Genomic DNA, 11,974 nt, shown 5'->3' with positions numbered 1-11,974 from the left:
CATGCGACAAGTCCCTGTCCCGTCCCATCTTTGCCGCATCCGATCCACGGCGTGCCGGCGCACGCTTCTTGCCGCCGGCTGCCTGTCCGTCGCCCTCCTGCTCGCCGGCTGCTCCGGCGGCGGGATCTACGCCAATATCGGCATCGCGGGGCCGAGCGTCGACCTCGGCCCCGTGTCGGTGCGGACCGGGGTGAACCTCGGGCGCTGGCTCTGAGACCCCGGCCAGTGTTCGGGCATCGGCCTCTTCGGGTGGGGTTCGCCTCCGGCGACGCTACGCTCGCAATGACCGCCCGTATCGGACCGCCCGGGTCCCGGGTTCAGGTTATGCCGTCGCGCTCGAACCGCTGCCTGATTTCCTTCAGCAGCGACCTCTGCATCGGCCAGTAATTCTCGGTTCGCACCCAGGGCTGGACCGCGAAGACCATCTCCGAGGGCCCGATTCGGGCAAGGTGCACCTCTGGCTTCGGTTTGTTGAGAATCTGCGGGTGCTCCGCAAGAAGTTCGCGGATGCTGTTCTCGACCCGGTCCATGTCGTTATCCGGGCCGCAGGAGATCTCCAGTTCCAGCCGTCGGGCCTTGCTCGCGGTCAGGTTCACGATCGTGTCATCCCAGATCTTGCGGTTCGGTACCAACTTGATCGTGTTGTCACGGGTCGCGATTCGGGTGCTGTTGAGCGTCATCCTCCGAACCCTGCCTTCCGCACCCGATACCTGAACATAATCGCCCACGTCGTAGGCGTGGTAGAGAAGGATCATCCAGCCTGCGACAAAGCTCTTCAGAGAATCCTGCAATGCAAATCCCACCACGAGCCCGGCGACTCCGAGCCCCGCAAGCATGGGCATCACCGACCACCCGATGGTCGTCAGGGCCACGATCACACCCGCAAGAAAGATCAACGCGAAGGACAGGGTCAGCAGCCGGTCCTCCATCAGCTGGCTGATGCGCACAAAGGAGGTATCGATGATCATCTTGAGCAGAAAGCGGATCGCGTGAGCAACACCCCAGGCCAGCAGCAGCACAGCCAGGAAGGTCAAGATCCGGAGGATGAGATTCGGGCCGTTGCGCACGACATTGCGCCAGAGTCGCTGGGTCTGTTCGGCCCAGATGTTCGCGAACACGTCACGCTGCAGGATCTTGGTTCCAATGCGCCCCTGCTGCTGTATCAGCAGTGCACGGTGGCTGGCCGTGTCCCGTCCCAGACCCTCGAGCAATTCGAGCCAGCCGGCCATGTTCGCCAGGTTCCGCGCCTGCTTCTGGTTCACCGCACGCAGTGCCGACTCGACGCCTGAATTCGAGGGATCCGCACTGAGATCGCGCCGCAATTGGGCCAGTGTCTGGGCATCCAGCCGGATCTGGCCGTGGAGGCGCTCGACGTTCCGTGTGATGAACTCCTCGAAGGTTTTCCATTCGTTTTCAACGTTCAGACCAAGCTGCTCGCGTACCACGAGCAGTGCGCCCAGTCCGCTCATGTATTCGAAGACCAGCGTCTCCAGATCATGGACGAAGGCGCGGGAAACGCTCGCCTGTAGCCCATTCTCAAACTCGTCGTACTTCAGACGCTCCTGGCCCGTTCTCGTGTACACCTCCTCGAGCCGGGAAACGGACGCGTCCAGCAGCCAATCGGTGGCATTCTCGAGGCGGTTCCCGACAGTCGCGAGCGCATCGGAATTCAGCGTCTCGAGCAGAGCGGTCTCCGCCCTCCCAAGGGCCTCCAGCATCAGCTGATCCAGACGAAAATGGAATCCATCGCGATCCCATTCCTGTAACTCCTCCGCGACCGTTCGCATCGCCTGGAGATGCTGGATGCGTTCCTCGAGTTCAGCAACGCCGGCGACCACCGGACTGCCATCGTCTGCAGACGCCTGTGCCGGCATCATGCCGATCATGGCCGTCAGCGCCAGTACATACAGCCAGCGATGCATAAGGCTCCGCCACCCCTTGGTTGACCAAAATGCGGAAGTGCGCGGGAATCCAGCCTTGACGCCTGCCGGCCGGGATTCATGTAACAACGCCGCCTTGGCAAGGACGCTGAACCCGGATGACCCCGCAAAAAAACGGCTCAGTATAGGAATGCACGTCGCATCTTACAGTCGAAAAGGTGCAGCGCGGTAGCGGTGTCGGCCTTGACGCCCTGCCCGGACAGCCCACCGGGGTGGCCATGAGCCGTCGAACTGAATATGCTGCCCGAAGACGCAGGAAACGTGCGTCGGGAGAGCGCGTGTTGAATAACCTGAACGAAATCCGCTGCCATTCGGCGGAACAACTGCAGGAGGCCCTCGGAGCCATCTGGGATGTGCAGATCACCCAATCCGAGCCCGGGCCGATCGAAGCGACACTGACCTCCACAAAGGTGGGGGACTGTCTTGTCTACACAAGCCATTGCAATCGCGCGCTGCTGTGCACTGGCGGGCGTTCCCCTGACTTCTGGACGATATCTCCCCTCACGCGCCAGTGTGCCGGCAGCCGGTTTCGCGGTCAGGCGCTTGATGAAGGGCAGGTTCTGGTGCTGGACCCCGGGGGGGAGATCTACCAGCAGATAGCCGCCGACCATTGCCAGCAGGCGATCTCGATTCCCGTCGATCTTGCGGAGCGGATCGCGCAGGCCGAGCATCAGACCTCGGCGGAATCAATGTGGGACGGCTGGTGCCTGAAGACCGATCCGCGTGTGACGAATCAGGTGGCGCAGATGCTCGAGCGGCATCTTTCGGCGCCGCAACCGCGTGGCGCCGAAACACACACCGGGATCGATCTCGCCGGCAGGATGATCGCGCTGGTCCAGGAGGCCCGACAGGTCCGACAGGCCCGGTCAAGCCTGGCCCAGCGCCGGCGCATCGTCCGCCGGGCCGAGGAGCTGATGCGGGATCGGCTGGACAACCCGCCGAGCGTGACGGAGCTCTGCGAGGCAACCCATGCCAGCCGGCGCCTGCTCTTCTACGCCTTCAGCGAACTGCTCGGACGGTCGCCCGCCGCACACTCCAAGATACTGCGGCTGCACAGCGCCCGGCGCCGCATCCTGGCAAGGAGCGATCAGCGCTGCGTGCAGCAAGTCGCCTTTGACCTCGGATTCTGGCACCCCGGGCAGTTCGCCATCGACTACGCCCGCGTGTTCGGGGAATCCCCCAGCAATACCCGATTGCGTGGCGGCCGGGACGGCTGAGCCGCGCTCCGACCGGGCCCGACCCACGCCGACGCGGTCATCGATAACCCCCTGTCATTTCCGTCCCCGCCTGGATTGCCGCGCTGCGCACGCGACGACTGGCCGGATGCACGACCCTTTTCCCATACGGATCCCACTCCTCGCGGACCACGGAGCGCCATGGTCTACGCCTACGCCACGATACTGACCATACTCAATCTCGCGTTCTGGGCCTCGATCCTGTTCGGTCTGCCCGGAACCTGGCTGATGATCCTGGCGGCCGCGGCCACGGACTGGTGGCTCGCCGACACCGCCATGTTCGGCTGGCCCGTGCTCTTGACTGCGATCATGCTCGCAACACTCGGCGAGATCCTCGAATTCTTCCTCAGCGCAGCGGGTTCCCGCGGTGCAGGCGGTACGCGACGGGCCGCTGCGCTCGCGATCGCCGGAGGCATCGTCGGCGCCATCGCCGGTACCGCCTTTCCGGTCCCGCTACTGGGAACCCTCATCGGCGCATCCCTCGGTGCCTTCGCCGGCTCGCTGCTGGGCGACCTCTGGGCCGGCCGGCCCGTCCTGCACAGCATCGAGGCCGGGCGGGGGGCCGCCGCCGGCCGTTTCTGGGGCACGGTCGCCAAGGTGGTCGTGGGCGGAGTCATCGTTGCGACTCTGGGAGTCGCCGCGTTTCGTTGAACCGTGACGACAAACGGTTCCAGGAGGACGCGGGCCTCGCCTTGCGCCTCTGCGGTTTAGGTCGGTTCCCGGGGCGACCCGGCAACGGTCCGCAGGATGTGCATCGGTCCCGCCGCACGGATCACCTCGAGCTGCCTGCGGTCCTTGACGAAGAGCGATCCGGCAAACCCGAGGGCATTGACCGAGACCCCGCGGAAGAACTCCCCCGCCCGCGGCACCACGAGCATCCAGTCATCCGCGACCAGCAGATTGTAGGGGGCCGACTGGCGCACCGCGCCGTCGGCACCTCGTCCTTCGATCCCGACCGCGGTCAGGAGCTCGAGGTAGAGGGCGCCGGCCTGCTCGGCGGCCTCCATCGGCGCCGCGGCGACCGGTTGGTCGAGCCGGGCAAAGGCATGCGCGAAGGGCAGATCGGGACAGCGTCCGACGCTGCCGCGCGTCCCGGCATCCATCAGGGGCTGCATCGGGAATGCCGGACCGTCCGGCTCGAACGGCAGAGGCACAAGCTGAAGATGCTTGTGTGCCTGGCTGGCCCCGGCAACCGTCCCGCCATTGTAGAAACCGAGCGAGGGGTACTCGGCCATGCAGGCGAACAATGCCCGCAGGTCCCCGGGGCTCAGCAGGGTCTCCTGCGGCTCGAAGGCACGGGTGACGATCAGCAGGTGGCGCTCCAGGACATTGAACTTGTTGAGCACTGCGAGATGGCGGCTGGAGACCTCGGCGACCGTGAGCTCCGGCTCCGGAGGGAGAAAGGGGTCCGCCGGACGGCGCTGCCCGCCCGCGCCACCGGGTCTGCCGGACGCCTTGCGCCTCAGACTCGCGACGACCCGGAGCAGAAAGCACACTCCGGCGTCCGCGATACGCTCCTGCTCGGTCTCGATCGGGACCAGCACGCCGGCGGCGAGCGCGCACCGGGTGGCTTCATCCACCGCCTCGGCCAGGCTGCCCGGTTCGAGCAGGATCTCGGTGCGCATCTCGTCCTCGGCGGAATCCGCTTTCAGTCCCGGCGCCTCTGCCTGGAAGTCCCGGGCCCGAAAGCGCCGGCGGCCCCATCGTCTGCAAGGTCGCCCGCAGGGATCCGTGTTTCAGGTGGCATTGGCACCCTGTCCCGCGGCCGGGTGCCGGGACAATGAAAAAGGCGCCCACAAGCGCCTGTTTTCAAAGATGTTCTGGCGGAGAGAGAGGGATTCGAACCCTCGATGGGCTTTTGACCCATACTCCCTTAGCAGGGGAGCGCCTTCGACCGCTCGGCCATCTCTCCGACGGACTGGAAGGATACGGGGTTGACGCAAAAATGGGAAGGGAGCGCAGAGCGCCCCGGTATCCGTAGCGCGTCGGGCAGCTCATCAGCACCACCGTCCGGCCGGCCCGCTCTCAGCGGGACGGCCGGACCAGCCATCAGCTGTTGCTTGCCTTGCCTTCCGGATTCGGGGAATCGTCGTCAGGGTCACGATTCTCGCGCTGGATGCGCTCGAAGATTTCCTCGCGGTGCACCGCAATGTCCTGCGGTGCATTGATCCCGATCCGCACCTGATTTCCCTTGACACCCAGTACGGTGACGGAGATTTCGTCACCGATCATCAGAGCTTCACCCACGCGTCGCGTCAATATGAGCATGCCTTTCTCCACACCCTGTGTCGGACGGTTATCGGTCGTCCGGTTCCCGATGACTGCAGCTGCCGCTTGCTCAGCTTGGGGATTGACCTGCCGGTTCCTGATCAAGTTCAAAGGCATCGTGCAACGTGCGGACACCCAGTTCCAGATACCTTTCGTCGACCACCACCGAAATCTTGATCTCGGAGGTCGAGATCATCCGGATGTTGATCGATTCGCGCGCCAGGGCCTTGAACATACGGCTGGCGATACCCGCGTGTGACCGCATCCCGACCCCGACCACCGAGATCTTTGCGATCCGGGTATCGCCGGAGACGCTGCGTGCGCCCAGTTCGTCAGCCACCCTCTGCAGGACTTCCATTGCCTTTTCGAAATCGTTCCTGTTCACCGTGAAGGTGAAGTCCGTGGTCTGATCGCCGCCGATGTTCTGCACGATCATGTCCACTTCAATGTGGGCGTCCGCAATCGGCCCGAGAATGCCGTAGGCGATGCCCGGCTGATCCGGAACACCCTGAATCGTCAACTGGGCCTCGTTCTGGTTGAACGCGATACCTGCCACCAACGCCTGCTCCATGCGGCCCTCCTCGGTTGTGATCAGCGTCCCCGGGCCCTCCTCGAAGGAGGACAGTACCCGCAGGGGCACGTTGTACTTGCCGGCGAACTCCACCGCACGGATCTGCAGCACCTTCGACCCCAGGCTGGCCATCTCCAGCATCTCCTCGAAGGTGATGCGCTCCAGCCGGCGCGCATTCTTGGCCACGCGCGGATCGGTTGTGTATACGCCATCAACGTCGGTGTAGATCCGGCACTCGGCGGCCGTCAGTGCGGCGGCCAGCGCCACCGCCGTGGTGTCGGATCCGCCACGGCCCAGCGTGGTGATCGACCCCGCTTCGTCCACACCCTGGAAGCCCGCGACCACCACCACGCGACCCCCTTCGAGGTCTTCCCGGACGCGGGCAGCGTCGATGCTCCGTATCCGCGCCTTGTTATGGACGCTGTCAGTCAGGATGCGCACCTGCCCGCCGGTGTACGAACGGGCGGGGCATCCGCGGGCCTCGAGCGCCATGGACAGCAGGGCGATCGTCACCTGCTCCCCGGTGGAGAGCAGCACGTCGAGTTCCCGCCCCTCGGAGCGCGGCTGTATCTCGCGGGCCAGGGTCAGCAGACGGTCCGTCTCGCCGCTCATCGCCGAAACGACCACCACCACCGAGTGCCCCTCGCCGCGCAGGCGCAGTACGCGGTCGGCGACACGCGCGATGCGATCGGGGCTTCCCACGGAGGTGCCGCCGAACTTCAGTACCAGAAGGGACATGGATGCCCTCGAGCCTCAATCAGCCCGGAGTTTGACAAAGGCGGCTTCCTGGAGAAAGGGAGCCTGCCGTGCGCATGGGTAATGATACCCATTGTAACCCGCCGCGTCTCGATCGCCGTCCCAGGTCACAATGGCACGCGCTCCCGTACCCAGGGCTCCACCGACGCCAGGGCCGCGTCCAGGCCTTCGGGGTGTTGCCCGCCGGCCATGGCCATGTCCGGCCGGCCACCGCCACGGCCACCCACCTGACCGGCGACAAAGCCGACCAGGTCACCCGCCTTCAGGATGGCGGTCTCCCCTTTTGTCACGCCGGCCACCAGACTGACCTTGCCACCGGAAGTCACTGTTCCCAGTACCACCACGGACGGTCCGAGCTTCTGCTTCAGTTGATCCACCATCTCGCGCATGGCCTTCGGTTCCACGCCGTCGACCCGCCCCGCGAGCACCTTCAGCGGGCCCAGGTCGACCGCACGTCCGGCGAGGTCGCTTCCGGTCTGGCTGGCCAGCCGGCCGCGCAGCGCCGCGACTTCCTTCTCCAGTTCGCGGTTGCGTTCGAGCACCGACTGAAGCCTTTCCGGCACCTCGGATCGGCCGCCGCGCAGCAGATCCGCGACCTGATCCAGGGTCTCCACCTGCCGATCCATCCAGGCAAGCGCCGCCTGCCCCGCCACGGCCTCGATCCGTCGGATCCCGGCCGCCACCCCGCCCTCCGAAATGATCCGGAAGACGCCGATGTCGCCGGTGCGCCCGACGTGCGTTCCGCCGCAGAGCTCGGTGGAGCTCCCGATCCGGAGTACCCGCACGCTTTCGCCGTATTTCTCCCCGAACAGTGCGACCGCCCCCGAACTGAGCGCCGAATCAATGTCCATCAGACGTGTGTCCGTGGCCTCGTTGGCGAGAATCTCGGCATTCACCTGTTCCTCGATGGCACGCAGTTGCTCCGGAGTCACCGCCTCGAAATGCGCGAAGTCGAAACGCAGCCGGTCGGCATCGACCAGCGAGCCCTTCTGCTGGATGTGAGGCCCGAGCTGGTCGCGCAGCGCCTTGTGCAGCAGATGGGTCGCCGAGTGATGCCGCCGGATCGATTCGCGACGGGGACCCGCGACCGATGCCCGCAGCCGCATCCCGGTCTCCAGCCGCCCGGCACGGACCTGTCCCACGTGCAGGTGCGCCTCACCCTGTTTGCGGGTGTCGGCGACCTCGAAACGCACGCCAGAGGCCATCAGCGAGCCGACGTCACCGACCTGGCCACCGGATTCCGCATAAAACGGGGTCCTGTCGAGCACGACGACCCCCTGCTCGCCGAGTTCCAGGGCCTCCACACGGGCGCCGTCCCTGAGCAAGGCGAGGATTGTCCCCTCGTCTTCGAGCCGGTCATAGCCGGAGAAGTCGGTCCTGAGGTCCAGCTCCTCCGTGTCCGCGCCGCCAGCGGCAAAGTGACTTGCAGCGCGTGCGCGGCTGCGCTGAATCTCCATCGCCCTCTCGAATCCGTCGAGGTCCAGGTCCAGCCCGCGCTCGCGGGCAATGTCCCCCGTCAGGTCCACCGGGAACCCGTAGGTGTCGTAGAGCAGGAAGATGGTCTCGCCCGGGATCGTGGAACCTTCCAGATGTTCCAGATCCTCCTCAAGGATCCGGACGCCTTTTTCAAGGGTTTCGTGGAACTTCCTCTCTTCTTTCATCAAGACCTGCTGAAGGTTCTCCTGACCTTCCGCCAATTCCGGATAGGCGTCGCCCATCGTGGCAACCAGGGCGGGAATCAGGCGGTGCAGAAAGGGTTCGGAGCAGCCCAGCTTGTGGCCGTGGCGAGAGGCGCGCCGGACCACCCGGCGCAGCACATAGCCCCGGCCCTCGTTACCGGGCATCACGCCGTCCAGGATCAGGAACGCGATCGAACGGATATGGTCCGCGATGACCCGCAGGGAGGCGGATTCCAGATCCGTGGTATCGACGACCTCGGCCGCCGCCGTGATCAGGTCCCGGAAGATGTCGATCTCGTAGTTCGAGTGGACGCCCTGGAGCACCGCGGCGAGGCGTTCCAGTCCCATGCCGGTATCCACCGACGGGTGCGGCAGCGGCGTCAGGATGCCCTGGCTGTCGCGGTCGTACTGCATGAACACGAGGTTCCAGATCTCGATGTAGCGGTCCCCGTCCTCTTCCGGAGTCCCGGGCAGCCCGCCTGCCACGGAGGGTCCGTGATCATAGAAGATCTCGGTGGAGGGACCGCAGGGACCGGTGTCGCCCATCTGCCAGAAATTGTCCGAGCCACCCCCGGGCTTGTCGCCGATACGAATCACCCGCTCCGGCGCCAGCCCGATCTCGTCGACCCAGACTCCGTAGGCATCGTCGTCGGTCTCGTAGACCGTGACCCACAGCCGGTCGGCCGGGATCCCGATGGTCTCGGTAAGAAATTCCCACGCATAGGCAATCGCTTCGCGCTTGAAATAGTCGCCGAAGCTGAAGTTGCCCAGCATCTCGAAGAAGGTGTGATGCCGCGCTGTGTAGCCGACGTTCTCCAGGTCGTTGTGCTTGCCGCCCGCACGCACGCAGCGCTGGCTGCTGACCGCCCGCGTGTAGGGACGCTTCTCGCGTCCCAGGAAGACATCCTTGAACTGCACCATGCCGGAATTGGTGAACAGCAGGGTCGGATCGTTGCCGGGGACCAGCGGGCTCGAGGGGACCTCGGCGTGGCCGTGCCGGACAAAGAAATCAAGGAATCTTCGGCGGATTTCAGCGCTTTTCATCAAAGTCCATTGCAACCGTTACGGAAACGCCAAGGGTATCATGGGGTTGCTGCACTTGCGCACATTTCACCCCTGTTCCTGCACGCTTTCGGCCCACCGCGCGAGTGCCGAACGCGCCACCGACGCGGGGAAGCCGCGCTGCGTCAGGTGACGCAGCGCCCGCGCGGTCTCGGGGCCATTCTCGCGGAACGCGGGGAAATGCCGGCGGGCCTGTGACATGGCCCGTTCGACCCAATCCGCGTCGAGTTCGAGCAGGGCCTGATCCACCAATGCCGCCGACAGGGCATGGTGGGCGAGTTCCGCGCGGATGCGCAGCTCCCCGTAGCCCTGATCGGCGCGGTGCAGCGCCAGCGAGCGGGCGAACCGCTCTTCGCTCAGGTAGCCGTCAGCGCGCAGGCGCCCGAGCGCGGACGCCGCCACGGAAGCGGCGAACCCGCGCTGCTCCAGTTTCCTGCCCAGCTCGACACCGCTGTGCTCGCGTCGGGCAAGCAGGCGCAACCCGGCCGCATAGGCCGCGTCCGGGTCATCCCTCGGCGCTTTCCGGCTCTTCGCCCGCATGCTGGCGGCTGGGCAGGTAGACTGCTCGCAGCTTCTCCTCGATCTCACCGGCGAGATCGGGATTTTCCTTCAGGAACTGGCGCGCGTTTTCCCTGCCCTGCCCGATGCGCTCCCCGTTGTAGCTGTACCACGCACCGGCCTTGTCGATCAGTCCCTGCTTCACGCCCAGCTCGATCACCTCGCCCAGCCGCGAGATGCCCTCGCCGTAGAGGATCTCGAAGTGCGCCTCCTTGAACGGGGGCGCCATCTTGTTCTTCACCACCTTCACCCGGGTCTCGTTGCCGATCACCTCGTCGCCTCGCTTGATCGCGCCGATGCGGCGGATGTCCATCCGGACCGAGGCATAAAACTTCAGCGCATTGCCACCCGTGGTCGTCTCGGGACTGCCGAACATCACCCCGATCTTCATTCGAATCTGGTTGATAAAGATAACCAGAGTGTTTGATCTTTTGATGTTCGCGGTGAGCTTGCGCAGGGCCTGCGACATCAGGCGCGCCTGCAGGCCGACATGCGCGTCGCCCATCTCGCCCTCGATCTCGGCCTTCGGCGTGAGCGCCGCCACCGAGTCGACCACCACGAGATCGACCGCGCCGCTGCGGACGAGCATGTCGGCAATCTCAAGGGCCTGCTCGCCGGTGTCCGGCTGGGAGATCAGCAACTCGTCGACGTTCACGCCCAGCTTCTGGGCATAGCCCGGATCGAGGGCGTGCTCGGCATCAATGAAGGCGGCAGTCCCGCCCTGCTTCTGGCATTCCGCGACCACGTGCAGCGTCAGGGTCGTCTTGCCCGAGGATTCCGGACCGTAGATCTCGACTACACGCCCGCGGGGTACGCCGCCAATGCCCAGTGCGACGTCCAGGGCCAGCGAGCCGGTCGACACGACCTCGACGTCGCGCACGGCGGTTCCGTCCCCCATGCGCATCACCGCGCCCTTGCCAAACTGGCGCTCGATCTGTCCGAGCGCTGCAGAGAGCGCCTTCTTGCGGTTTTCGTCCACACGTTCCTCCTTGGAGTTTTCAGACGTTCCGGGCGGCCGGGAGTATCCCACACCCGGCCTTTCAGCCCAAGCGGGCACAGGCCCCGCGGGGTCCGGAAAGAGCCACCCGGGGACGGCTCAGTCCGTGGCCAGTTCGTGCTTCAGCAGCTGATGCAGGCACCAGGCCGCGGCCGCAGCGCGCACCTGTTCCCGGTTGCCCGGAAATACCCGTTCCGCGGTGCGGCAGCCCCGGCCCCGGCGCGCCCAGGCGAACCATACAAGCCCCACCGGCTTTTCCGGGCTGCCGCCGCCCGGTCCCGCGATTCCGGTAACCGCCACGGCGAGATCCGCGTCGGCACCGGCGAGCGCTCCGCGAGCCATCGCCTCGGCCACCGGGGCGCTCACCGCACCCCAGCGCTCGAGCAGCTCTGGCGCGACGCCCAGCATCTGCGTCTTCGAGGCATTGCTGTAGGTCACCCAGCCGCATTCGAACCAGGCGGAGCTGCCGGGCAGGTCGGTGAGGCGGGCGGCGATTACACCGCCGGTGCAGGATTCGGCGCTACACAGACGCAGATGCCGGTCCTGAAGCCGGGTCGCCAGCTCGGCAACAGGAGGCTCGGGCAGAGCCGGTGCCAGCGATCTTCCTTCGGTCCGAGATCCGGCGTCCACCATGAGCTGTTCCCCAAGATCCAGCAAAACGTTTACCGGTCAGCCGTACGGCACGCCGCTGCCGGAGACCTCCGATCGTTACCGCAGTGTAACGACAGGATGCAGCGCAACGGAAGGTCGCCGAGGGGGCTCATCCCTCCCCACCACAAGCCGTGGGAGCGGCTTCCAGCCGCGATCTTCGACGGATGCCTGCCGAAACCGGAATCGCGGCTGGAGGCCGCTCCCACAAACCCCCTTGCCCGGAATCGCGGCTGGAAGCCGCTCCCACAACCCCCTTG

At 65.7% G+C, this 11,974-nt stretch carries 11 protein-coding genes and 1 tRNA gene; 3 read left to right on the top strand and 9 right to left on the bottom strand.

The genetic code is table 11. The annotated features are described in order from the left end of the window. The first annotated feature begins 1 nt into the window (after position 1). Positions 2 to 214, top strand: a complete 213-nt coding sequence (locus ACESMN_RS08375) for a hypothetical protein (protein ID WP_373053141.1) — start codon at positions 2 to 4, stop codon at positions 212 to 214. A gap of 103 nt (positions 215 to 317) precedes the next feature. On the opposite strand, the gene ACESMN_RS08370 is transcribed toward ACESMN_RS08375, so the two are convergent. Beyond that, positions 318 to 1,922, bottom strand: a complete 1,605-nt coding sequence (locus tag ACESMN_RS08370; RefSeq protein WP_373053140.1) for a mechanosensitive ion channel family protein — start codon at positions 1,920 to 1,922, stop codon at positions 318 to 320. A gap of 299 nt (positions 1,923 to 2,221) precedes the next feature. On the opposite strand from ACESMN_RS08370, the gene ACESMN_RS08365 reads away from it, so the two are divergent. Next, the gene (locus ACESMN_RS08365) at positions 2,222 to 3,157 is read left to right on the top strand and encodes a helix-turn-helix domain-containing protein (RefSeq protein WP_373053139.1); all 936 of its coding nucleotides are present in this window, start codon (positions 2,222 to 2,224) and stop codon (positions 3,155 to 3,157) included. Between the two features lie 159 nt (positions 3,158 to 3,316). After that, positions 3,317 to 3,826 carry a DUF456 domain-containing protein gene (locus ACESMN_RS08360; RefSeq protein WP_373053138.1) on the top strand — a complete coding sequence of 170 codons (510 nt, stop codon included), beginning with the start codon at positions 3,317 to 3,319 and terminating at the stop codon, positions 3,824 to 3,826. 56 nt (positions 3,827 to 3,882) lie between these two features. On the opposite strand, the gene ACESMN_RS08355 is transcribed toward ACESMN_RS08360, so the two are convergent. From ACESMN_RS08355 to ACESMN_RS08320, 8 genes are all read right to left on the bottom strand, one after another. Next, positions 3,883 to 4,800 (bottom strand): ATP adenylyltransferase family protein, encoded by a 918-nt coding sequence (locus ACESMN_RS08355; protein WP_373053137.1) that lies wholly within the window; start codon positions 4,798 to 4,800, stop codon positions 3,883 to 3,885. A 196-nt stretch (positions 4,801 to 4,996) separates the two neighbouring features. Beyond that, a tRNA-Ser gene (locus ACESMN_RS08350) sits at positions 4,997 to 5,087 on the bottom strand. Positions 5,088 to 5,224: 137 nt separating this feature from the next. Then, positions 5,225 to 5,443: a carbon storage regulator CsrA gene (gene csrA, locus ACESMN_RS08345; RefSeq protein WP_373053136.1), complete on the bottom strand. Its 219-nt coding sequence runs from the start codon at positions 5,441 to 5,443 to the stop codon at positions 5,225 to 5,227. Between the two features lie 70 nt (positions 5,444 to 5,513). Continuing rightward, on the bottom strand, positions 5,514 to 6,752 hold the full coding sequence (locus ACESMN_RS08340) for an aspartate kinase (protein WP_373053135.1): 1,239 nt from the start codon (positions 6,750 to 6,752) through the stop codon (positions 5,514 to 5,516). A 125-nt stretch (positions 6,753 to 6,877) separates the two neighbouring features. Continuing rightward, on the bottom strand, positions 6,878 to 9,493 hold the full coding sequence (alaS, locus tag ACESMN_RS08335; RefSeq protein WP_373053134.1) for an alanine--tRNA ligase: 2,616 nt from the start codon (positions 9,491 to 9,493) through the stop codon (positions 6,878 to 6,880). Between the two features lie 66 nt (positions 9,494 to 9,559). After that, on the bottom strand, positions 9,560 to 10,051 hold the full coding sequence (locus tag ACESMN_RS08330) for a regulatory protein RecX (protein WP_373053133.1): 492 nt from the start codon (positions 10,049 to 10,051) through the stop codon (positions 9,560 to 9,562). After that, positions 10,017 to 11,048 carry a recombinase RecA gene (gene recA, locus ACESMN_RS08325; protein WP_373053132.1) on the bottom strand — a complete coding sequence of 344 codons (1,032 nt, stop codon included), beginning with the start codon at positions 11,046 to 11,048 and terminating at the stop codon, positions 10,017 to 10,019. Before recA ends, ACESMN_RS08330 begins: the two co-directional genes overlap by 35 nt. Before the next feature lie 117 nt (positions 11,049 to 11,165). After that, positions 11,166 to 11,699: a CinA family protein gene (locus tag ACESMN_RS08320; RefSeq protein WP_373053131.1), complete on the bottom strand. Its 534-nt coding sequence runs from the start codon at positions 11,697 to 11,699 to the stop codon at positions 11,166 to 11,168. Between the last annotated feature and the right edge of the window lie 275 nt (positions 11,700 to 11,974).

It is taken from the genome of Thioalkalivibrio sp., from assembly GCF_041690275.1.
GTDB lineage: Bacteria > Pseudomonadota > Gammaproteobacteria > Ectothiorhodospirales > Ectothiorhodospiraceae > Thioalkalivibrio.
Note: the sequence above shows the minus strand (reverse complement) of the source record. Positions and strands in the feature narration are given on the sequence as shown.

Coding starts and splice junctions, on each gene's coding strand:
- csrA (WP_373053136.1), bottom strand. CDS start 5,443: ATGCTCATATTGACGCGACGCGTGGGTGAAGCTCTGATGATCGGTGAC.
- alaS (WP_373053134.1), bottom strand. CDS start 9,493: ATGAAAAGCGCTGAAATCCGCCGAAGATTCCTTGATTTCTTTGTCCGG.
- ACESMN_RS08330 (WP_373053133.1), bottom strand. CDS start 10,051: ATGCGGGCGAAGAGCCGGAAAGCGCCGAGGGATGACCCGGACGCGGCC.
- ACESMN_RS08360 (WP_373053138.1), top strand. CDS start 3,317: ATGGTCTACGCCTACGCCACGATACTGACCATACTCAATCTCGCGTTC.
- ACESMN_RS08355 (WP_373053137.1), bottom strand. CDS start 4,800: ATGCGCACCGAGATCCTGCTCGAACCGGGCAGCCTGGCCGAGGCGGTG.
- ACESMN_RS08375 (WP_373053141.1), top strand. CDS start 2: ATGCGACAAGTCCCTGTCCCGTCCCATCTTTGCCGCATCCGATCCACG.
- ACESMN_RS08370 (WP_373053140.1), bottom strand. CDS start 1,922: ATGCATCGCTGGCTGTATGTACTGGCGCTGACGGCCATGATCGGCATG.
- ACESMN_RS08320 (WP_373053131.1), bottom strand. CDS start 11,699: ATGGTGGACGCCGGATCTCGGACCGAAGGAAGATCGCTGGCACCGGCT.
- ACESMN_RS08340 (WP_373053135.1), bottom strand. CDS start 6,752: ATGTCCCTTCTGGTACTGAAGTTCGGCGGCACCTCCGTGGGAAGCCCC.